The 22,149-nt window shown below is 71.5% G+C and carries 17 protein-coding genes and 1 other RNA gene; 1 reads left to right on the top strand and 17 read right to left on the bottom strand.

Annotated features, from left to right (window positions below):
• The 10 genes from B4915_RS10815 to B4915_RS10770 form a co-directional block, all read right to left on the bottom strand.
• Nucleotides 1–1,435: DNA polymerase III subunit gamma and tau (locus B4915_RS10815; RefSeq protein WP_105805761.1), on the bottom strand; the 1,435-nt coding region annotated here is incomplete at its 3' end.
• Between the two features lie 82 nt (nt 1,436–1,517).
• Nucleotides 1,518–2,702, bottom strand: a complete 1,185-nt coding sequence (locus B4915_RS10810; RefSeq protein ID WP_105805760.1) for an acetate/propionate family kinase — start codon at nt 2,700–2,702, stop codon at nt 1,518–1,520.
• Nucleotides 2,699–4,816 (bottom strand): phosphate acetyltransferase, encoded by a 2,118-nt coding sequence (gene pta, locus B4915_RS10805; protein WP_105805759.1) that lies wholly within the window; start codon nt 4,814–4,816, stop codon nt 2,699–2,701. Before pta ends, B4915_RS10810 begins: the two co-directional genes overlap by 4 nt.
• 29 nt (nt 4,817–4,845) lie before the next feature.
• Nucleotides 4,846–6,327, bottom strand: a complete 1,482-nt coding sequence (locus B4915_RS10800) for a phytoene desaturase family protein (RefSeq protein ID WP_105805758.1) — start codon at nt 6,325–6,327, stop codon at nt 4,846–4,848.
• 40 nt (nt 6,328–6,367) lie between these two features.
• Nucleotides 6,368–6,464: signal recognition particle sRNA small type (ffs, locus tag B4915_RS10795), an RNA gene on the bottom strand.
• Between the two features lie 5 nt (nt 6,465–6,469).
• Complete coding sequence (locus B4915_RS10790) at nt 6,470–8,659, bottom strand: ABC transporter ATP-binding protein (protein ID WP_245907446.1); 2,190 nt, start codon at nt 8,657–8,659, stop codon at nt 6,470–6,472.
• Nucleotides 8,659–10,395, bottom strand: coding sequence for an ABC transporter ATP-binding protein (locus tag B4915_RS10785; RefSeq protein ID WP_105805757.1), 1,737 nt, complete (start codon nt 10,393–10,395; stop codon nt 8,659–8,661). The genes B4915_RS10790 and B4915_RS10785 overlap by 1 nt, the downstream gene beginning before the upstream one ends.
• A gap of 328 nt (nt 10,396–10,723) precedes the next feature.
• Nucleotides 10,724–11,107 (bottom strand): 50S ribosomal protein L7/L12, encoded by a 384-nt coding sequence (gene rplL / locus B4915_RS10780; RefSeq protein WP_017883632.1) that lies wholly within the window; start codon nt 11,105–11,107, stop codon nt 10,724–10,726.
• 79 nt (nt 11,108–11,186) lie between these two features.
• Nucleotides 11,187–11,696 carry a 50S ribosomal protein L10 gene (gene rplJ / locus B4915_RS10775; RefSeq protein WP_105805756.1) on the bottom strand — a complete coding sequence of 170 codons (510 nt, stop codon included), beginning with the start codon at nt 11,694–11,696 and terminating at the stop codon, nt 11,187–11,189.
• A gap of 299 nt (nt 11,697–11,995) precedes the next feature.
• The gene (locus B4915_RS10770) at nt 11,996–12,718 is read right to left on the bottom strand and encodes a response regulator transcription factor (protein WP_105805755.1); all 723 of its coding nucleotides are present in this window, start codon (nt 12,716–12,718) and stop codon (nt 11,996–11,998) included.
• Nucleotides 12,719–13,289: 571 nt separating this feature from the next.
• Here B4915_RS10770 and B4915_RS10765 point away from each other — a divergent pair.
• On the top strand, nt 13,290–13,844 hold the full coding sequence (locus tag B4915_RS10765; protein ID WP_105805839.1) for a YqaJ viral recombinase family protein: 555 nt from the start codon (nt 13,290–13,292) through the stop codon (nt 13,842–13,844).
• A 12-nt stretch (nt 13,845–13,856) separates the two neighbouring features.
• Here B4915_RS10765 and B4915_RS10760 read toward each other — a convergent pair whose 3' ends face one another.
• From B4915_RS10760 to B4915_RS10735, 7 genes are all read right to left on the bottom strand, one after another.
• Nucleotides 13,857–14,507, bottom strand: a complete 651-nt coding sequence (locus tag B4915_RS10760; protein ID WP_105805754.1) for a PH domain-containing protein — start codon at nt 14,505–14,507, stop codon at nt 13,857–13,859.
• Nucleotides 14,508–14,511: 4 nt separating this feature from the next.
• Nucleotides 14,512–16,158: a flotillin family protein gene (locus B4915_RS10755; RefSeq protein ID WP_105805753.1), complete on the bottom strand. Its 1,647-nt coding sequence runs from the start codon at nt 16,156–16,158 to the stop codon at nt 14,512–14,514.
• A 42-nt stretch (nt 16,159–16,200) separates the two neighbouring features.
• On the bottom strand, nt 16,201–16,809 hold the full coding sequence (locus tag B4915_RS10750; protein ID WP_245907445.1) for a hypothetical protein: 609 nt from the start codon (nt 16,807–16,809) through the stop codon (nt 16,201–16,203).
• A gap of 57 nt (nt 16,810–16,866) precedes the next feature.
• Nucleotides 16,867–18,930 (bottom strand): ATP-binding cassette domain-containing protein, encoded by a 2,064-nt coding sequence (locus B4915_RS10745; RefSeq protein ID WP_425436370.1) that lies wholly within the window; start codon nt 18,928–18,930, stop codon nt 16,867–16,869.
• A complete protein-coding gene (locus tag B4915_RS14970) occupies nt 18,927–19,481 on the bottom strand; it encodes an ABC transporter permease (protein WP_146120078.1) in 555 nt (184 codons plus the stop codon). Before B4915_RS14970 ends, B4915_RS10745 begins: the two co-directional genes overlap by 4 nt.
• Nucleotides 19,478–20,434, bottom strand: coding sequence for an ABC transporter permease (locus tag B4915_RS10740; RefSeq protein WP_219845106.1), 957 nt, complete (start codon nt 20,432–20,434; stop codon nt 19,478–19,480). The genes B4915_RS14970 and B4915_RS10740 overlap by 4 nt, the downstream gene beginning before the upstream one ends.
• 73 nt (nt 20,435–20,507) lie before the next feature.
• Nucleotides 20,508–22,082 (bottom strand): ABC transporter substrate-binding protein, encoded by a 1,575-nt coding sequence (locus B4915_RS10735; RefSeq protein WP_105805752.1) that lies wholly within the window; start codon nt 22,080–22,082, stop codon nt 20,508–20,510.
• Between the last annotated feature and the right edge of the window lie 67 nt (nt 22,083–22,149).

Genomic DNA, 22,149 nt, shown 5'->3' with positions numbered 1-22,149 from the left:
GGGCGGCGTCGGATGGGTATAAGAGACAGGCGGGGGGCTGCGCTGCGGGGGGCTGGGGTGCAGCAGAGCCGGGTGACGCCGGGACCGCAGCAGCGTCCCCGCTGTGCGCCGGCGCGCCGTCCGTCGCCCGGGCGGCGTCGCGCGCGGCCGCGAGCGCCGCGAGCGGGTCGGCCGCCGGCGGGGCGGTCGGCGCCGAGGCTGGCCGTCCCTGCTGTGGCGCCGCCGGAGCGGCCACCGGAGCCGCCGCCGGAGCGGCCACCGGAGCCGCCGCCCCGGTCTGCGGCCGCCGAGCGGCGGGGCCCGGAGCCGAGGGCGCGGCCTCGCCGCTCGCCACGAGCGCCCGGGCGACCATCAGCTCAAGCTGCAGGCGCGGCGCGGTCGCTCCGGCCATCCGGTCGAGCGCCGCGCTGACCACATCCGCGACGCGAGACAGCTCCCCCGGCCCGAAGGCCCGGGCCTGTTCGAACATGCGCGTGAGCTGGTCGTGGGGCACTCCGCGGAAGACCGCCGCGGCGCCCTCGACCGTGGTGGCCTGCACCACGATGAGATCGCGCAAGCGCTCCAGCAGGTCCTCGACGAATCGGCGCGGATCCTGCCCGGTCTGCACGACCCGGTCGGTCGCGTGGAAGGCGGCTGCGGCGTCGCGCGCGCCGAACGCGGCCACGACGTCGTCGAGCAGTTCGGCGTGCGTGAAGCCGAGCAGCCCGGCCGCTCGCTCTGCGGTCACCACATCGCTCTCCGAGCCGGCGATGAGCTGGTCGAGGATCGAGAGCGTATCGCGCACCGATCCGCCGCCCGCCCGGACGACGAGCGGCAGCACACCGGGCTCGACCCGCACGCCTTCGCTGTCGCACAGCGACTGGACGTACTCGATGAGCGTCGCCGGAGCGATCAGCCGGAAGGGATAGTGGTGGGTGCGGGAGCGGATCGTGCCGATCACCTTGTCGGGCTCCGTCGTCGCGAAGACGAACTTCACGTGGGGCGGCGGTTCCTCCACGATCTTGAGCAGCGCGTTGAAGCCCCCCGGCGTGACCATGTGCGCCTCGTCGATGATGAAGATCTTGAATCGATCCCGCGCCGGAGCGAAGACCGCGCGCTCACGCAGCTCGCGCGCGTCGTCGACGCCGCCGTGGCTCGCCGCGTCGATCTCGACCACGTCGAGCGATCCGCCCCCGCCGCGGCTCAGCTCCACGCAGCTCGGGCAGACGCCGCACGGGGTGTCGGTGGGCCCTTCCGCGCAGTTGAGGCAGCGCGCCAGAATGCGAGCCGAGGTCGTCTTGCCGCAGCCCCGGGGGCCGCTGAACAGGTAGGCGTGGCCGATCCGCCCGGTGCGCAGCGCCGTCATGAGCGGAGCGGTCACCTGGGACTGGCCGATCATCTCGGCGAAGGTCTCGGGCCGGTAACGGCGATAGAGTGCGGCAGCCACGGAGACCATGCTACCCGCCGCCCCCGACATTCACGCGGGGCGGGGCGGGGCGTTCGCCGCCGGCGTGCGGCACGCCGGCGCGCGGCACCGCTCAGCCGAGAAGCTCGTGCACCTGGCGCGCGATCTCGGCCTCCTCATCGGTGGGGATCACGAGCACTTCGACGCGTGAACCGTCGGCGCCGATGCGCCGCGCCCCGCGCTCCTCCGAGGCGTTGCGCTCGGGGTCGACACGGATCCCGAACCACTCCAGGCCAGCGCACACCTCGGCGCGCAGCTGCGCGTTGTTCTCCCCCACCCCGGCGGTGAACACGATCGCGTCCGCGCCGCCGAGCACGAGCAGGTAGGCGCCGAGATAGCGGCGCAGACGGTGCACGGCGACCCCGATCGCGAGCTCCGCGGCGGGGTCCCCCGCAGCGGCAGCATCCCGCACATCGCGGAAGTCGCCGCTGCCGGCGAGCCCGAGCAGTCCGGACCGTCCGTTGAGCAGCCGATCGAGTCCGTCCGCGTCGTACCCCGCACGCAGCAGGTGCAGCAGCGCGCCGGGATCGATGTCTCCGCTGCGCGTGCCCATCACGAGTCCCTCGAGCGGGGTCAGCCCCATCGAGGTGTCGACCGAGCGGCCGCCGTCGATCGCGCAGGCGGACGCCCCGTTGCCGAGGTGCAGCACCACCTGCCGCAGATCCGTGATCGGCCGGCCGAGAAACTCCGCAGCCCTGCGGGAGACCACCTGATGCGAGATCCCGTGGAATCCGTAGCGGCGCACGCCGTGCTCGGCCGCGACGGCCGGGTCGATCGCGTAGGTGTATGCCCGCTCGGGCATGGTCTGGTGGAAGGCGGTGTCGAACACGGCCACGTGCGGCACATCGGGGAAGAGCGCGCGCGCCGCGACGATCGCGTCGTACTGCGGCGGGTTGTGCAGCGGGGCGAGCTCGCCGAGCCGCAGGATCCGCTCCGCCACCGCGTCGTCGATCAGTGTCGGCCGCACGAACTCCGAACCGCCCTGGACCACACGGTGCCCGACCGCGACGATTCCGAGCTCCGCGATCGGCGTGCCGTGGCGGGCGAAGGCCTCGACCATCGCGGCGAAGGCGGCGCTGTGATCGCGCGCGGTCACGGTGACCGCTTCCTCGGCCCCCGCTGCACGATGCAGCAGCCGTCCCGCGGATTCCCCGATCCGCTCCACGAGACCCGAGGCATCACGCTCCCCCGTGCCGGGATCGATCAGCTGGTACTTGATCGACGAGGACCCCGCGTTGATCACCAGGATCCGGCTCACTCCGCACCGCCGTCCTGCGCGCCCGCCTGCACCGCGGTGATCGCGACCGTGTTCAGGATGTCCTCCACGCTCGCTCCGCGCGACAGGTCGTTCACGGGTTTCGCGAGCCCCTGCAGCACCGGCCCCACCGCGACCGCTCCGGCGGAGCGCTGCACGGCCTTGTAGGTGTTGTTGCCCGTATTCAAGTCGGGGAATATGAACACGGTCGCGCGGCCTGCGACCTCGGATCCGGGCAGCTTCGCGGCCGCGACCGCCGGATCGCTCGCCGCATCGTACTGGATCGGCCCCTCGATGAGCAGGTCCGGGCGCGCGGCGCGCACGAGCGCCGTCGCCTCGCGCACCTTGTCGACGTCGGCGCCGGCGCCCGACTCCCCCGTCGAATACGAGAGCATCGCGATGCGAGCTTCGACCCCGAAGCGGGCCGCGGTCTCGGCCGAGGAGACGGCGATGTCCGCGAGCTGCTCGGCGCTCGGATCCGGATTCACGGCGCAGTCCCCGTAGACGAGCACACGATCGGCGAGCGCCATGAAGAACACGCTCGACACGACGGAGACGCCCGGTCTGGTCTTGATGATCTCGAGGCTCGGGCGGATCGTGTGCGCCGTGGTGTTGGCTGCTCCGGAGACCATGCCGTCGGCGAGGCCGAGGTGGACCATCATCGTCCCGAAATAGCTCCCGTCGGCCATCACGTCGCGCGCCTGCTCAAGCGTCACGCCCTTGTGGGCGCGCAGCCGGGCGTACTCGGCGGCGAAGCGCTCCCGCAGCTCCGATGTGGCGGGGTCGATCACCTGGGCAGCGTCGATCGCGAGTCCCAGCTCGCCTCCGCGCTTGCGCACGGCGGCCTCGTCGCCGAGGATCGTGAGCCGCGCCGTGCCACGGGCGAGCAGGGTGCTTGCGGCCCGCAGGATGCGATCGTCGTGACCCTCGGGGAGCACGATGCGGGCGTCCGCCTCGGCCGCCCGCTCGAAGAGCTCGTAGGCGAACATCACCGGCGTGCGCACCCCTCCCCGGTGCAGGCGCAGGCGCTCGCGCAGCAGGCCCCCATCGACGTGCTGGGCGAAGAGCGCGAGCACCGTGTCGAACTTGGCGGGCGACTCCTCGGTGAGCAGGCCGCGGGCCTGCGAGATGCGCCGCGCCGTGTCGAAGGTGCCCAGCGGCGTGCGCACCACGGGCAGGGTGGAGTCGATCCCGTCGAGGAGGCGCTCCACATCCGGCGGCAGCTCGAATCCGCCATTGAGCACGACCGCGGCGATCGTCGGAAAGGTCGGTGCCTCGTGCGCCATGGTGACCGCGAGCAGGGTCTCCGCGCGGTCGGCCGCGATCACGACGGCCGAGCCCTCGAGCAGCCGGGGCAGCACGTGCTCCATCGACATGCCCGCGACGACCACATCGCGCACCTCGCGCGCCAGCAGTTCCTCATCGCCGCGCACCAGGCGTCCGCCGACCGCCTCGATCACGCCGGAGACCGGGGGCGCGACGAGTAGCGGCTCCTCGGGAATCGCCCACACGGGCGTCTGGGCGGGCAGTGCCGCGGCGACCGCGGCCTCGATCTCAGCCAGCCGCTCGGGCTCCGCGCGATTGACGAGGGCGGCGAGCACCGTGGCGTGCTCGGCGCGCAGCTCCGCGAGGCCGAGCTCGGCGAGCTGCGCCAGTTCCTCTGGGCTGCGCGCCGGCTGGCGGCCGAGATGCTCGGCCTCCTCGTTCGAACGCCCGCCGAGCACGAGCAGCACGGGCGCGTCGAGGTTCGCCGCGACACGGGCGTTGAAGGCGAGCTCCGTGGGCGCGGCGACATCGGTGAAGTCGGAGCCGACGATAACGACCGCGTCGCAGCGCTCACGCAGGGCGCGGTAGGCGGCGACGATGCGCACCATCGCCGCCTCGGGATCGGCGTGGGCGTCCTCGTAGCTCACGCCGACGCACGCCTCGTACGGCGCGTCCGCGGTGGCGCGGCTGCGCAGCAGCTCGAGCACGCGGTCCCGGCCGCCCGAGCGGATGAGCGGGCGGAAGACGCCCACCCGAGGAGCGTCGGCGAGCAGGGCGTCGAGCACCCCGAGCGCCACGGCGCTCTTCCCGGTGCGTCCCTCCGCAGAGGTCAGGTAGATGGTGGCAGCCACGGCTCCAGCTTAGAGGTCGCGCGGATCGGTCACGCCGCCGCGTCCCGGCCGAGCTCGGGCGCCGGGAGGCCGTACTCGTGGCGCAGCGCCGAGCGCGCCGCGTACCAGCCCGGAAGCCCGTGAACCCCCGGGCCGGGGGCTGCAGAGGATGAGCACAGGTAGATGCCCCTGGCGGGGGTGCGCCAGGGGTCGGCTGCGAGCACGGGGCGGGCGAACAGCTGCCTGAGGTCCACGGATCCCGCGCTGAAGTCGCCGCCGTGGTAGTTGCGGTTGTAGGCGGCGAGCTCGGCCGCCGTGGTGACGCGGAAACTGCGGATGCGGTCGCGGAATCCGGGTGCGAAGCGCTCGATCTGCGCGATGACCCTGGGGGACACGTCGACGGTCGAGCCGCTCGGCACGTGCGTGTAGCACCACACCGCGTTGCTTCCGGGCGGATTGCGCGCGGGATCGAAGGCGTCGGTCTGGGCGAGGATGACGTAGGGATGCTCGGGGTGGCGGCCGCGCACCACTTCCAGTTCGGCGGCGGCGCCCTCGGCGCGACTGCCGCCGAGGTGGACGGTGGGGGCCGCCGCCACCCGCGGGTCCGCCCACGGGATCGGGCCGTCGAGCACGAAGTCGACCTTGGTGGCGGCGTCGCCGTAGCGGAAGCGTCCGAGTGCACGCCGGTAGCGGCCCGGCAGTTCGGAACCGGCGATACGCACGAGGCCGCGGGCCGAGGTGTCGAAGAGTTTCACATGAAACGCTGAGAGCTCGCGCACGTCGTTCACGGGGTGGCCGGTCTCGATCCGCCCGCCGTGCGCGATCAGGTCGGCGGCCAGCGCGTCGCTGATGGCGCGGGAGCCGCCGATGGGCACCGGCCATCCTCGGGCGTGGCCCAGCGCGCCGAGCACCACGCCGACGCCGGCGGTGGCGAGGTTCGGCATGCGGCCGATGCTGTGGGCGGCCACGCCGGAGATGAGGGCGGGGGCGGCGTCCTCCCGGAATCGCGCGTTCCAGAGCGGGGTCCCCTGCTCAAGGGTGCGCAAGCCGGTGATGAGCGCGGCGAGCGGGTCGGCCGGCCATCGTGCGATGGATCCGCCGAGTGAGAAGTCGAGCACGCCCTCGAGGCGCCTGAGCAGCGGCCGGTAGTAGCGGGCGTAGGCTGCGCCGTCGCGCCCCAGCTCCTCGGCGGTGCGCGCGAGGTCGCGATAGGCCACCGCCGCGCGCCCGGCGCCGCCCCCGGCCGCGCCATCGAGCGGGTTCGCGTAGGAGGCTTCGGGGATCGCGAAGTCCATGCGCTGCTCGAGTTCGAAGGCGCGGAAGAAGCCCGTGGCGAGCGCCATCGGGTGGATCGCCGAGCACACGTCGTGAAGCACGCCGGCTTCGACGAGCTCGGTGGTGCGGGTTCCGCCACCTGCCGTCTCCGAGGCTTCGAAGACCGTCACCGGAACGCCGGCTCGCGCGAGCGTCACTGCGGCGGCGAGCCCGTTGGGACCCGAACCGATCACGGCGGCGTTCCCCAGCGTGCTCATGCCCCCAGTCTACGCACGGGCGGCGGGGCGGGGGGGGGAGATGCAAGACTCCCCACGCACCCGCCAGAGCCCGAGTACCCTTGCTGCATTTCTGCCCTGGGGGAGTTTCCCGAGATAGCGCCACGTGGGGAGCCGTACCAGTCTAGCGGATCCCGTCGCCCTCCGCGGGCGCGCCCGGGTCGTCGGAGGGGCGCGCCGGCGTGGCCGCCGAGCCGCCGTCTGGGCCCGGGAGCGGCACTCCGCCGGTGGCCGAGGGAGCGCCCGGCACCGCCACGGGCGGGTCGGCCGCGGTGACGGGGACGGGGCCGGTCGGCGGTGCTTCCGCGAGCAGCGCCTCGGCGCGCTCCTCCGCGTCCTCCCCCGCGAACTGGGCCTGGTAGAGCGCGTAGTACGCGCCGCGGCCGGCCAGCAGCTGATCGTGGGAGCCCTGCTCGACGATCCGGCCGTGCTCCATCATGAGGATCGTGTCCGCGTCCCGGATCGTGGAGAGCCGGTGCGCGATGACGAAGGAGGTGCGGTCGGCGCGCAGCGCCCGCATGGCCCGCTGCACGAGGACCTCGGTGCGCGTGTCGACCGAGGAGGTCGCTTCGTCGAGGATGAGCAGCGAGGGGTTCGCGATGAAGGCCCGCGCGATCGTGAGCAGCTGCCGTTCGCCCGCGGAGAGCGAGGAGCCGTTCTCGGAGATCACCGTGTCGTATCCCTCGGGCAGCAGCCGCACGAAGCGGTCGACCATTGTCGCCTCGGCGGCGGCGACCACTTCCTCATCGGTGGCGTCGAGCCGCCCGTAGCGGATGTTCTCCCGGATGGTGCCGTCGAACAGCCACGCATCCTGCAGCACCATCCCCACCTGACCGCGCAGCTCGGCGCGCGACAGCCGCGTGATGTCGACGCCGTCGAGCAGGATCCGGCCTGAGTCGAGCTCGTAGAAGCGCATGATGAGGTTGACGAGGGTGGTCTTGCCCGCCCCCGTCGGCCCGACGATCGCGATCGTGTGCCCGGGCCGCGCCTCGAGCGAGAGGCCCTCGATGAGCGGCTGATCGGGCAGGTAGCTGAAGGAGACGTCCTGGAACTCGACGTGCCCTTCGCTGCGCTCCGGCAGACGTTCGGACGCCTCGTCGGGCTGCTGCTCCTCGGCATCGAGCAGTTCGAAGGTGCGCTCCGCCGAGGCGACGCCGGACTGCAGCATATTCGCCATGCCCGCCATCTCGCCGATGGGCTGCGAGAACTCGCGCGAGTACTGGATGAACGCGGTCACATCGCCGAGGGTCATCTGCCCGGCGGTCACGCGCAGGGCGCCGACGACCGCGATGAGCACGTAGCTGAGGTACTGCACGAACTGCATGGCGGGCATGATGGTGCCGGACAGCGCCTGCGCACGGTACGAGGCGCCGAAGAGGCTCTCGTTGCGGCGGTCGAACTCGGCGGTCATCTCGGTGTCGCGATTGAAGATGCGCACGAGCTCGTGCCCGGTGAACGACTCCTCGATGTGCCCGTTGAGCTCGCCCGTGTGCTTCCACTGGGCGACGAACAGCTTCTGCGCCCGGACGCCCACCACGCCCGCGATGATGCCCGAGAGCGGCAGGGCGATAAGCGCGATGAGCGCGAGCTGCCAGGACACGACGAACATCATCGCGGCGATGCCGATCACGGTGAGCAGGGACTGCACGAGCTGCGAGAACGCCTGTTGCAGTGCCTGCTGGATGTTGTCGACGTCGTTGGTGACCCGCGAGAGCACGTCGCCCCGCTGCCGCCCGTCGAAGTAGCTCAGCGGGAGCCGGTTGATCTTGGCTTCGATGTCGGCACGCAGCTGGTAGACGATGCGCATGACGAGCCGGTTGAGCAGGTAGCCCTGCAACCACATGAGGAAGGACGCGACGAGGTAGAGGGCCAGCACTGCCAGGATCAGCCGACTGAGCAGGCCGAAGTCGATGCCCTCGCCCGGCACCACCTGGGCTCCCTCGAGCACGTCCGCGAACTGCGCGTTCCCCTCCGCCCGCGCCTCCGCGACGATCCGGTCGAGCGGCACCCCCGCGGGGAGCTGCTTGCCGAGGATCCCGTTGAAGATGACGTCCATCGCCTGCCCGAGCACCTTGGGTGCGATGACGGTGAGCACGACAGACCCGACCACCAGCAGCACCACGAGCGAGAACAGCCACTTCTCGGGGGCGAGCAGGCCGATGAGCCGCTTCGCTGCGGGCCAGAAATGCTTCGCCTTCTTCGCGGGCTGGCCGCCGAACCAGTCGTCGTTGTCCGGCTGGTAGTCCTCGGGCAGTTCGAACTGCTCCGTCTGCTCCTTCGCCTGAGCCGTCCGCGTCTTCCGTGTGCCAGCCATTACGCCGCCTCCGCCTCTTCGAGCTGCGATCGGACGATCTCCTGGTACACCGGGCTCGTCTCGAGCAGCTGCGCGTGGGTGCCGCGCCCGACGATCTCGCCGCCCTCGACGACCAGGATCTGGTCCGCCTCCGTGATGGTCGACACCCGCTGGGCGACGATGATGGTGGTCGCCCCGGCCGTCGCCTCGGGGAGCGCAGCGCGCAGCCGCGCGTCCGTGGCCACGTCGAGCGCCGAGAAGGAGTCGTCGAACAGGTACACGCGTGGTCGCGCGACGAGCGCCCGCGCAATGGAGAGCCGCTGCCGCTGTCCTCCCGAGACGCTGGTGCCGCCCTGCGACACGGGCTCGTCGAGCGCGTGCTCCTTTGCGCGCACGAAGTCGTCCCCCTGCGCGATGCGCAGCGCCTCCCAGAGTTCCTCGTCGCTCGCGTTGCCGCGGCCGAAACGCAGATTGGAGGCGATCGTGCCCGAGAACAGATAGGGACGCTGCGGCACGAGGCTGACCGTCCGAGCCATCTGCTCCCGGGTCAGATCGGCCACGGGCACGCCGTCGATCGTGATCGAACCGCGCTGCGGATCGTAGAGCCGCAGGATGAGGTTGAGGAGGACCGTCTTGCCCGCGCCCGTGGATCCGATGATCGCCGTCGTCCGTCCCGGCTCGGCGACGAAGCTGACATCCGTGATGACCGGCTGCTCGGCGCCGGGGAAGCCGAAGGTCACCCCCGAGAACTCCACGCGGCCCGCGGACGGGGTCTCCCGGGTGGCGGTCTCGGGGAAGGTGAGAGTCGAACGCGTGTCGAGGAGCTCTCGAATGCGCTCCGCGCACACCACCGCGCGCGGGATCATCATCGTCATGAACACGCCCATCATCACCGCGATGAGGATCTGGAGCAGGTACTGCAGGAACGCCGTGAGGGATCCGACCTCCACCAGTCCGTCGTCGACCCGGTGGCCGCCGAACCACAGCACCGCCGCCGTCGCGATGTGCAGCACCATCATGATCACCGGGAACATGAGCACGAAGATGTTGCCGACCTTCACCGAGACCTCGGTGATGTCGCGATTGGCGGCTCCGTAGCGCTCCGTCTCGAAGGCCTCGCGCACGAAGGCGCGCACCACGCGGATACCCATGATCTGCTCGCGCAGCACCGAGTTGATCGCGTCCACGCGCTCCTGCATGGTGCGGAACAGCGGAAGCAGCAGCCAGACGAGAAAGCTCACGATCACGGCGAGCACGGCGACCGAGGCCCACACCAGCCACGACATCCCCGCGTCCTCGCGCAGCGCCATGATGATCCCGCCGACCGCCATGATCGGCGCGGACACCATGAAGTTGAGGGTCATCAGCACGAGCATCTGAATCTGCTGCACGTCATTGGTGCCGCGGGTGATGAGCGTGCCGGCTCCGAAGCGCGTCGCCTCGAGGGTGCTCAGCGAATCGACCTTCCGGTAGACCTCCCGCCGCAGATCACGGCCCACGCCCATCGCGGTGCGCGCTCCGAAGTAGACGGCCGCGACGGCGGTGACGAGCTGACCGAGCGAAACGATCAGCATGAAGCCGCCGGTGCGCCAGATGAAGCCGGTGTCGCCCTTCGCGATGCCCTGGTCGATGATCTGCGCGTTCAGACTGGGCAGCCACAGCGCCGCGATCGTCGACAGGAGCTGCAGCACGAGCACAGCGGCTACGAACACCCAGTATTTCCTGGCGTGTCGAAGAGCGAGTGAGAGAAGCGCCACGAGGTTCCTTTCGTCCTGCCCGTCATCATGACCCGCACCTCTGACACTCACTCGACAGAGACGCCCGCCGCCCCCGGGGCGGTCACGCCCGCGGAAAGGTCCGAGCACAGGCAGCCGGGACACAGTACCAGAACCGGACGGCGAAGACCAGAGCGCACGTGCGGCGGTCTGCTCAGGAGTCAGCCACCGCGAGTCGCCGGCGCCGCCCGCCCGGCCCGCCAGAGCGCCGACGGCCCAGGCGGCAGCGGCGCGGTCCCGGCCGCCGGCACGCGAAAGGGCGGGACCACCCGGAGGTGATCCCGCCCCGAATTCGGCGGAGCCGAGTGCCTTAGGCGAGCTTGACGCCCGCGCCGGCCTCCTCGAGCTTGGCCTTGGCCGCCTCGGCGTCCTCCTTCTTCGCGCCCTCGAGCACGTTCTTGGGAGCCTCCTCGACGAGGGCCTTCGCCTCGCCCAGGCCCAGGCCGGTCAGCTCACGCACGACCTTGATGACCTGGATCTTCTTGTCGCCGGCCGACTCGAGAACGACGTCGAACTCGTCCTTCTCCTCGACGGCCTCAGCGGCGCCGCCGGCGGCGGGCGCAGCGGCGACCGCGACGGGGGCGGCGGCGGAGACGTCGAAGGTCTCCTCGAAGGCCTTCACGAACTCGGAGAGCTCGATGAGGGTGAGCTCCTTGAACTGCTCGAGCAGCTCTTCGGTGGAAAGCTTAGCCATTGTGTTTCTCCTTGGTGTGTGCCCGGGCGCGGCGCGTCCGAGCGGGGTTTTCGTCTACCGGAACGGCGAGAGCCGATCCTTACGCGTCCTGCTTCTCCTGCAGCGCGCCGAAGCCGCGTGCGGCCTTGGCGGGCAGTGCGTTGAAGAGCTGCGCGGCGCCGACCAGAGCAGCCTGCATGGCGCCGGCGGCCTTGGCCAGCAGCACCTCGCGGCTCTCGAGATCGGCAAGCTTGCCCACCTCAGCGGCGGAAAGGGCGTTGCCATCGAAGTAGCCCGCCTTCACCACCAGATGAGGGTGTGCCTTGGCGAAGTCACGCAGAGCCTTGGCGACCGCGACGGTGTCACCGTGCACGAAGGCGAGCGCCGAGGGACCGGCGAGCTCGTCATCGAATGCGGTGATCCCGGCGTTGTTGGCCGCAATCTTGGTCAGCGTGTTCTTCGCCACGGCGTACGTCGCGTGCTCGCGGATGCTGTTGCGGAGATCCCGCAGCTCGGCAACCGTGAGACCGCGGTACTCAGTCAGCAGAACGGCGTCCGACTCTTCAAACCTGCGCTGAAGTTCGGCGACCGTAGCGTCCTTCGTAGCCATGGCGCTCCCTAACTTGTCGTACCCGCGCGGCGGATGCCGCTCGGGGGCCGCGCCGCTCGGGGACTCCCCGCCGGGTGACCCCGGCGACGAAAAAAGCCCCGGCGCGCACGCACGGAGCTTCAGAGAGTTCGGGATCGTGATCCCCACTCAAGGAGTTCTGCACCTGCGCTGGTCCCTGCTGAGCAGGCGTTCCGGGATCCTGACGGATCCGTACCGGCGGTCTTTGGCCAGGGATCACTGTATCACACACGAGGGGGCTCCGGCGCACGCGCACCGAAGCCCCCTCGTGGCGGAACCGCTCAGCCCGCGGGCTTGAGCATGTAACCCGCGCCGCGCACGGTGTGGAGCATCGGCTCGCGACCCGAGTCGATCTTCTTCCGCAGGTAAGAGATGTAGAGCTCGACGACGGTCGACTTGCCGCTGAAGTCGTAAGCCCAGACACGGTCCAGGATCTGCGCCTTCGACAGCACCCGGTTCGGATTGCGCATCAGGTAGCGCAGCAGCTCGAACTCGGTGTTGGTGACGACGATCGGATCGCCGCCGCGCTCGACCTCGTAGCTGTCCTCGTTGAGGGTGAGGTCTCCGACGCGGAGCACGGGATCGGGCTGCTGAGCGAGCGCCAGCTGCGAGCGGCGGACGAGGCCGCGCAGACGGGCGATGAGCTCTTCCAGGCTGAACGGCTTCACCACGTAGTCATCGCCGCCCGCCGTGAGCCCATTGACGCGATCCTCCACCGAGTCGAGCGCCGTGAGGAACAGCACCGGCACCATGTCGCCGTTGCCGCGCAGCTTCGCGAGCAGCTGCATGCCGTCGAGATCCGGCAGCATGATGTCGAAGACCGCCACATCGGGATCGAAGGACTTGACCTTGTCGAGCGCCTCCGTGCCACTGGCCGCCGTCTCGACTTCCCAGCCCTCGTAACGGAGCGCCATCGCCACGAGCTGCGTGATCGATTCCTCGTCATCGACGACGAGTGCGCGGATCTTGCCGCCGTCCGCGCGCTTGAGTGCCTGTGAATCCATGTGCTGGACACTACTCCTTCATTACGGTCCCGGGCCGTTCGCGAAAGCACCACCGCTGGCGGGTTCCCAGGCCTGCCGCGGACTACCCCGACGACGTCTCATCACGAGTCGATCCCCTGGCGCTTTCGTGGCCGAGCATATCCCTCCGCGACTCCCCACCCCAACCCTTCTCCGCGCAGTCCGGCGTGCACCGCGGGCCCCCGAGGCGGCGTCCGGGGACCCTGGAGGCCTCGAGATCCTTGATTTCATGCGGGTCTGGGAGGCAGGCCGCCCACGAGCAACACCACATCACCCTGTCAAACTCCCAGGAAATTCACTGCCGCTTCCGCCCGATGCACTGCTGATGGAGACCGCGGACACACTGCAATCTTCAGATTTCATTCCAAATCAATCGGTGAGTCCCGGCCCCGCCCCGTGCACGCCGGGCGAGCCTCCATCGCGCGCCGCGGCCGCGCGTTCAGCGCGCAGGGGGCGGCAGTATGGACACGACCCGCGGGCCCTGACCGCCGCGCCTGCGAGCACGTGGGAGACTTGAGGGGTGTCCGAAGCGATCTCCAGCTATCTCAGCCGGATGGTGACCGACGGCAGCGACCGGATCGCCTGGCTGCGCGCTCGCGCCCGGGGAATCACCGCCACCGATGTGGCCAAGCTGTCTTCGCCGCGCTCCATCGAGGCCATGGCCCACCAGAAGCTCCACGGGAGCCGCTTCACCGGCAACGCGTACACCGAGCACGGCAAGGCACGCGAGCCCGAGATCGCCTCGTGGGTGCTCCGCGAGCACGGAATCGCGCCGAGCCAGGCCCTCTTCCACGCGGAGTTCGATCTGCGGCACCTGGCGACGCCCGACGGCCTGTCCCAGCGGGAGGGGGGCTCCGTCGAACTCGCGGAGATCAAGACCACCAACAAGGAGTGGCGCTCGATCCCGCGGCACTACCTGCGTCAGATCTGGTGGCAGCAGTACGTCCTCGGCGCCGAACGCACGCTCGTGGTGTGGGAACGGCACGAGAACTTCGTGCCGGTGGGCGACCCTCAGTGCCGCTGGGTCGACCGCGACGAGAACGAGATCGAGCGCCTGGTGACGCTGGCCGGCCGCCTCATCGACGAACTCATCGCCCGCACCAGCTGAGGCGGATCAGGATCAGGGTCGCCGCCACCGGCCGACGCGGCCCTGCGGCGCAGGGTCCGAGCCGCGGCCCGCGCTCGCGAGCAGGCCTGCCTCGGGCATCGGAGGCCCGCCGGGGTGCACGCCGAGGCGCTGCTGCACCCGCGTCGCGTGCGCGTAGTTGCGCTCGACCAGCTCGCGCAGCGCATCGGCGATGTGCGCGACGCCCGGCACGTCGTCGAGGCGCAGGCTCTCCGTGCCGTGCAGCAGTTCGATGTCGCCCGAGCCGCGCAGGCGCTGCAACGGCCCGCGTCGTGTGCACACCTCGCGCACGCGCCCGACCCCGAGCTCCGTCCGGTGATGCGCGAAGAGGCCCCTGCGCAGGATGACGCGGCGCGTGGTGACCGTCGTCCGGCGCGCCAGCCACCCGAGCACCGGCAGCACGCCGAGCACGAGGGCGAGCACCGCGGCGCCGACGCCTGCGAGCACATTCATCCAGGCCTCGGGCAGCGCTCCGACCCAGTAGCCGGCTGCGGCGGCGATCACCCCCAGGGCGATGACCGGCGGCACGAGCCGATGTCCGTGCCGCCGGAAGCGCAGCACCACCATCTCCGCCTGATCGTAGCCCGGAGGGGCCGGGCCGAGCACCGACTCGACCTCCTCCGTGACCGAGCGGGGGGTGTGCATGAGACTATTCTGCCTTGCGCGGTGCCGAGCCGCCGAGAGCGTCGGTCCCGTCGCTCGCGCGCCCCACCGCGTCCTCGGCGGCGTCGGCCGCGAGCGAGGCCGCCTCCGCCGCGGATTCGGCAGCCCGGGACGCGGACTCGGCGAGCCCCTCGCCCGCCGTGGCGAACCGCGCAGCGGGCTCCGGATCGGGGGAAGCACCGGCGGCCTGACGGTCACGGCGCGACGACACCCCGCGGTCGGCGCCCGCGGCAGCGGCCCGGCCGGCAGCGCCACCGGCGACGCCGCCCGTGACAGCGCCGTTCAGCAGTCCGACGAGGTCCACTCCCACGGTGTCCTTCGCCATCTCGAGCATGCCCTTGATGTTGCCCATCGCCTCGCCCGCCACCTTGGAAGTGCCGTCGGCGGAGACCACCGTCATGTTGTCGATGGCGCCGATGGCATCGGCGTACTTGCCCGCGATCTCCGGGAGCAGGTGGATGAGTTCCTGCGCCAGGACCGCCTGCGACTGCGTCTCCAGCGCGCGTGCGCGGGCGTCGATGGCCGCGGCCTCCGCGGTGCCCTTCGCCTCCAGCGCCGCCGCCTCCGCACGGCCCTCGGCCTCCAGTGCCTCGGAGGCCGCGATGCGTGCCGCTCGGTTCGCAAGGCCCTCGCGCTCGATCGCCTGCGCGCGCCCCTCGGCCGCGGAGACCGATGCGGCGGCCTCGGCCTTCGCCAGCGCCTCGACCCGGTACGCCTCGGCCTCGGCCACGGCGCGGACATCCGCGTTGAGCTGCTCGGTGCGCAGCGCGACGCCCTTCTGAGCGGTGATGCGCTGCTGCTCGACGATGGCCTGCTGCTGGATGGCCTGCTCGAGCGGCTCCGCCGCCGATGCCTGCGCGGTCGCCTTGTCCGTCTCGACCTGCACGGCCGCCTGTCGCAGCTTCAGCTCGCGATTGCGGTCGACGAGCACCTGCTCGGCGGCGATCTTCGCCTCCTGCGAGGCCTGGTAGGCGTTCGTCTCCGCGATGTCGGCCGCCTGGCGGACCTTCGCGGCCTCGGGGCGTCCGATGTTGGCGATGTAGTCGGCGCCGTCGCGGATCTCCTGGATCTGCAGCGTGTCGACCACGAGACCCTGCTTGGTCAGAGCCTCCTCGGCGGCCTCCAGCACGCTCTGCGCCACCACGGCGCGGTCGCGGATGATCTGCAGCACCGTGAGGCCGCCGATGATCGAGCGCAGCGAGCCGGACAGCACCTCCTGCGTCGATTCGTCGATCTCGTCGGAGTTGGAGAGGAATCGCTGTGCGGCGGCGCGGATCATCTCCTGCGTGCCGCCGACCTTCACCACGGCGACGGCCTGCGCCTGGATCGTGATGCCGTCGGTGGTCTGCGCCTCGGTCGTGATCGAGAGGCGGCGCGAACGCAGCGAGATGGTGAAGGACTTCTGCACGAAGGGCAGCACGAACACGCCGCCGCCGGTGACGACCTTCTGTCCCGAGAGGTCTCGGGTCTTGTTGCCCGCGGCGTCGACCACCTCCTTGCCCTTGCCGCCGGTGACGATGATCGCCTCGTCGGGTTTCGCGATCTTGTACCGCTTGATGATGACGAGCGCCACCAGCACGAGTGCGATGACCGCACCGAAGATGCCGACGATCGCCGGGCTTGCGAGGAACATTCAGTCTCCGTTCAGTGGAAGGGCTGGGTCGTGATGGGCCGGTCAGCCCCGGGCGGACGGGTCGCGGCGGGAACCGGAGCCGGGGCCGCCGCCGTCCTCGGGCGGCGGTGCGGCGCTCAGCGGTTCCACGCGCACCGAGGTCGACGAGACGATCTGCAGCACCCGCACGGCGCTGCCCCGGGCGACCGGCAGTTCCGACGTCGCCGACAGCGAAATGCGCTCCCCGTGCCGCGTGAGCGCCACCTCGCCCAGACCGCCGGCGGGGATCGCGAGCACGACGACGGCCTCGGCGCCCACGAGATCGCCGCCGCTCACCGCGGTACTCGACTCGGCGCTGCGGATCAGGCGCGACAGCCACCACGCCGCGGCACCGCCCACGAGCCCCGCGAGCGCGCCGAGGACGGCGGCGAGCGGGGTGGGCATGCCGGCTCCGACGCTCGCGAAGGCGGTGAAGCCGAAGATCGCCGTGAAGGCGGCGATGGTGGTGAGGCTCAGCGGCCCGTCGCCGAAGTCGAAGGCCTCGAAGATGCCGTCGAGCAGCAGCGAGACGAGCAGCAGCACGCCGCCCACGATCCCGATGATGAGGAAGATGCCCCCGGCGAAGAGCGAGCCGTCGAGCAGACGTTCGAACCAGCTGAAGAGCCCGTCCATGCCGCCCCTCCTTTCGCCACTAAGCCTTACTGCGAGGGTATCAATGCCCCACGACACTCACGCAAGCGGGGAAGAGCCGAGCGGCAGCACCGGCACGGCATCCAGCAGCTCGCGGCCGTACCGGCTCTCGGGGGCGGAGAAGAAGCCGCGGCCGCCGCGTTCGACGACTCCGCCGCCGCGCATCACGAGCACCTCGTCGCACAGCTCGTGGACCACGCCCAGATCGTGCGATACGAGCACCAGCGCCACACCGGTCTCCCGCCGCAGCTCCCGGAGCAGCTCGATCACGCTCGCCTGCACCGAGACGTCGAGCGCGCTCGTCGGCTCGTCAGCCACGAGCACCTCCGGTTCGACCGCGAGCGCGCGGGCCAGCGCCACGCGCTGCCGCTGCCCTCCCGAGAGCCGGTGCGGCCGGAAGCGCGCGAGCGCCGGATCGAGGCGCACCCCCTCGAGCAGCTCCGCGACGCGGGCCCGCACCCGTGACCGGGGCACGAGCCGGTGCGCACGCAGCAGCTCGCCGAGCGTCTGTCCCACCGTCATGCGCGGGTCGAGGGAGGACGCGGGATCCTGAGGCACGAGCTGGATCAGCCGGGCGAGCTCGCGCGGGCGCTTCGCCGGCAGCGGCGCGCCGTCGAAGACGATCTCTCCTCCGGAGAGCCGCAGCTGCCCGGCGAGGCAGCGCGCGAGGCTCGTCTTTCCCGAGCCGGACTCCCCGACGACGCCGAGCGCGCCGCCCCGCCCGAGGACGAAGGAGACCCCATCCACGGCGGTGAAGCCGCCGTAGCGCACGGTCGCCTCGCGCACCTCGAGCAGCGGCGCCGGGTCCGGGGACGGCCCGGGCCCGCCGGGAGCGGTGGGCGCGGTGGCGCCGGGATCCCGCGCTCCCGCGGGTGCGGGATCGAGCTGCGCTCCGGGGGCCGCGCCGCGCCGCCGAGCGGAATCGTCGCCGCGCCCCGGCAGCCGCGGCACCGCCGCGATCAGGGAGCGGGTATAGGCGTCCCGCGGACTCCCCAGCACCTCCTCGATCGACCCCGATTCGATCATGCTCCCCGAGCGCATCACGACGATGCGCTCGCACACCTCGGCGACCACGGCGAGGTCGTGGCTCACGAACACCAGCGTCAGGCCGTGTTCCCGCCGGAGGCGGCGCAGCAGTCGGAGCACCTGCCGCTGCACGGTGACGTCGAGCGCGGTCGTCGGCTCGTCGCAGAGCAGCACGGCGGGATCGCCCGCGAGCGCCATCGCGATCACGAGCCGCTGTCGCTGCCCGCCCGAGAGCTCGTGCGGGTACGAGCGCGCCATCCGCTCGGCGTCGGGCAGCTCGACCTGCCGCAGCAGCTCGTGCACCCGTTCGGCAGCCCGCCCGCGCGGAACGCCCGCCGCCTCGACCGCTTCGCGCAGCTGCACGCCCACGCGGCTCAGCGGGTCGAGCGCGGTGAGCGGATCCTGGAACACCATGCCCACCCGGCCGCCCACCCGCAGCTCGCCCCCCGCCACGCGGGTTCCCCGCGGAAGCATGCCGAGCAGCGCCCGCAGGGTCAGGCTCTTGCCCGACCCCGACCCGCCCACGATCCCGAGCGCTCCACCCGGCTCCACCGAGAACGACAGCCCCTCGACCAGCGCCGATCCCGTGTCGCTCTCGATGCGCAGCTCGCGCACGGCGACCGCGCCCGCCGCAATCGTGCCCGGGTCGCCGTCCGCCCGGCGGGGCCGCCCGGCCCGCGAGGCGCGCGCGATCCGCCCTCGGCGCCGGCCGCGACGCGGAACCCCCCGAGCGTCCGCGCGCAGGACGTCGCCCACCCCGTCGCCCAGCAGCGACAGTGCGATCCCGGTCAGCACGACCGCGAAGCCGGGGAAGGCGGAAAGCCACCACTGCGTCGTGACGAACTGCTGCCCGTCGGCGATCATGGTGCCCCAGTCGGGCGTCGGCGGCTGGATCCCGAGCCCCAGGTAGCCGAGGGTGACGATCGCGACCATGATCAGCACGATCTCCGTCGCGAGCAGCACGACCGCCTGCGGCAGCACATTGGGCAGCAGGTGCCGCAGCAGCACGCGCGCGTGCGACAGCCCGCCGCCCCGCGCCGCCTGCACCCAGCCCGCGTCCCGCAGCGACGCCGTCATCGCCCGCAGGACCCGCGCGTAGCCCACCCAGCCGCCCGCAGGACCCGCGCGTAGCCCACCCAGCCGACCAGGGCGAAGGCGACCACGATGCCGCCCTCCCCCGCCCCCACGGCGAACACGATCGCGATCACGATCACGTAGAAGGGGAAGGCGATGACGGTGTCGGTGAGGCGCGACGCCGCCCAGTCGACGGCACCGCCGAAGTACCCCGAGACGAGACCCACCGCCACGCCGATGACGAAGGGGGCGAGCGCGGCGAGCACCGCGAGGCGCAGATCGGTGCGGGCCGCGAAGAGCATCCGCGAGAGCACGTCCCGGCCGAGCTGATCGGTGCCGAACCAGTGCTCGGCCGACGGGGGCAGCAGGCCGCCGGTGAGGTCCTGCGCGGCGGGGTCGTCGGGGGCGAGCACGGGGGCGAGGATCGCGGCCAGCAGGATCAGCGCGAACAGGAGGCCACCGGCCCACAGCGCCGGGCCCGGACGGAAGCGGTCCCGATCCCGCGTCCGATCCCCGTCTCGGTCCGCGTCCCCGACCCGGTCCCGCGGCGTCATCGCCCGCCTCCCGTCCGCAGTCGCGGATCGAGCAGCGTCGCGAGCACCCCGGCGAGTGTCGTGACGAGCACGACGAGCACCGCGCAGAAGAGCGCCACCCCCTGCACCACGGGGAAGTCCCGGCTTCCGATCGACTGGAAGAGCAGCGTGCCGAGTCCCCCGATGCCGAACACCTTCTCGACGACGAGGGTGCCGCCGATCAGATAGGCGGCGTTCACGCTCAGCAGCGTGAGCGTCGGCAGGGCCGCCGCGCGCAGCACGTGCCGCCCGAGCACGCGGCGTTCGGGAATGCGGGCCGCGCGCAGCGTCGTCACGAAGTCGGCGTCGAGCACCTCCAGCAGCTGCGACCGCAGCGAGCGGATCAGCGGGGGCGCGAGGCCGAGCGCCACCGCCAGCGCGGGAAGGATCAGGCTGCGCAGCGGCTCGCCCGGTCCCGAGCCCACGCCTCCCACGGGGAACCAGCGCAACTGCACCGCGAACACGATGATGAGCAGCAGGCCGATCCAGAACAGCGGCATCCCGAGGCCGACAGCTGGGAGGATGCGCACGAGATGATCCGCCCAGCCGTCCTTGCCGAGCGCGGCCGCGAGCGCGAGCGGCACCGCGATCAGGATCGCGAACAGCACGGAGAGGCCCACGATGCCCAGGCTGACCGGCGCTGTGGCGAGGATCAGCTCGCGCGCCGGCTGACCGGTGACGAGCGAGTCACCGGTGTCGAAGCGAGTGACGAGCTGCACCGCGAAGTCGGCGAACTGCTGCCACAGGGGCAGGTCGAGACCGAGGCGGTGGCGCAGCTCGGCGATGGACTCGGGGGTGGCGCGCTCGCCGAGGATCATCGCAGCGGGGTCGCCGGGCACGAGGCGCAGCAGCAGGAAGACCGCGACGACCACGCCGAGCATCACCGGCACGACGCGGGCGAGCAGCCGCCCGGCCGCGCGCACTGCTCTCCTCATCGCACCTCGCTCCCGCTCGCTCCCCTCCAGGATAGGGAGAGCCGGGAGCGGGATCCCCCTCCCGGCGGAGTCGCTACTCCGCCTCCACCCAGGCGTCCTGCAGGCGAATGCTCGAGTTGGGCAGCACCGTGAAGCCGTGGACGCGGTCACTCGTCGCCTTCAGGTTCGCGGGAAAGAAGAGGGGGACGTACGGCACCTCGTCTGCGAGGATCTGCTGGATCTCCGCGTAGATCCGCTCGCGCTCGGGCCCGTCCGGGGTGGTCCGGCCCGCGCGCATCAGCTCGGTGACGCGGTCGTCGGTGAAGTGGGTCCAGTAGGACTTGCTGAAGCCCTCGGGGTCGGCCTGGAAGGTGATGAAGCCGTCGGGATCGGGCGCGTCGGACTGACCGCTGTTGAGCATGAAGTCAAAGTCGTAGTCGAAGAAGCGCTCGCGGAAGACCGCGATGTCGAGCGTCTCGATCTTCACCGTGATGCCGATCGCGGCGAGCGACTCCTGCACGATCTGGGCGATCTGAGCGCGCTGGGAATTGCCGCTCGCGAGGAGCAGCGTGACCTCGAAGCCGTCGGGATAGGCCGACCGAGCCAGCTCGGCCTTCGCGGCGCCGACGTCGAAGCCGAGTGCCTCGACAGTGTCGTTCGCGGAGTACTGGATGGTCGGCGGAAGCAGCGCGTTGGCGGTCTCGGCCGTGCCGAAGGTGGTCGCCGCGGTGATGCCGTCGCGGTCGAGCGCGTGCGCGATCGCGCGGCGCACGTGCCGGTCGGCGAATTCCTCGCGCTGGGTGTTGAAGAAGATCTGCTCGGTCGACCAGCCCGCGGTCTGCGAGAGCACCGTGTTCGCGGCCTGGTCCACCTCGGCCGCGTTCGCCGCGGGCACCGTGTCGATCGCGTCGAGCTGGCCGGCCGCGAGCTGCTGCCGGAGCTGCGTGTCGTCGGCGACGAACTTGTAGACGAGACGATCGAGGTAGGGCTTGCCCTCCTGCCAGTAGTGCTCGTTGCGCACGAAGGAGATGTCGCCGTTCGGGTCCCACTCGTCGACGACGAAGGGTCCGGTGCCCACGGGGTCCGCGAAGAACGCCTCCTCGCTCCTGCCGCCGAAGTCGGCGGGGAAGATGCCGTTCGAGAAGCCGGCGAGCTCGGAGAGGAACGGGGTGTAGGGGCTGTCGAGGGTGATCACGACGTCGCGCTCGCCGCTCGGCTCGATCGACGCGATGGGCGCGGTCAGCGGCAGTGGGCCGCCGAGCTCGAGATGCCGGTTCAGGGAGAAGACCACGTCGTCAGGGGTGACTGGGGTGCCGTCCGAGAACTGCAGCCCCTCGCGCAGCGTGAAGGTGTAGACGAGCCCGTCCTCGCTCTCGGTGAACTCGGCGAGCCAGGGACCGATCTCGCCCCGCTCGTCGAAGGCGACGAGCGGTTCGAAGATCTTGTCGATCGCGAAGGCGTTGTTCGCGGTGATCTGCTGATTGAGGTCGAGATCGTTGACGGCGGCGACCCGGCCGAGGGTGAGGGTGCCCCCGGCGACCGGATCCCCTGCCGAGGCGGGGCCGGGTACGCCCGCCGGCGCGGAGGCGCAGGCGCTGAGTGCGAGGGCGCCGGCGAGCGCGGCTGCGGCGAGGGCGAGGCGGGGCTTGGCGAGGTTCGGCTCGTGCACGGTGGTGACCCTTCGGGGGAGCGCGGCTGGACGCCGCGGGCGGCGCAGGTGGTCTAGATTTCCACCG

The sequence above is a fragment of the Leucobacter massiliensis genome (genome assembly GCF_002982315.1).
Taxonomy (GTDB): domain Bacteria; phylum Actinomycetota; class Actinomycetes; order Actinomycetales; family Microbacteriaceae; genus Leucobacter; species Leucobacter massiliensis.
This window is presented reverse-complemented; position numbering and strand designations above follow the sequence as displayed.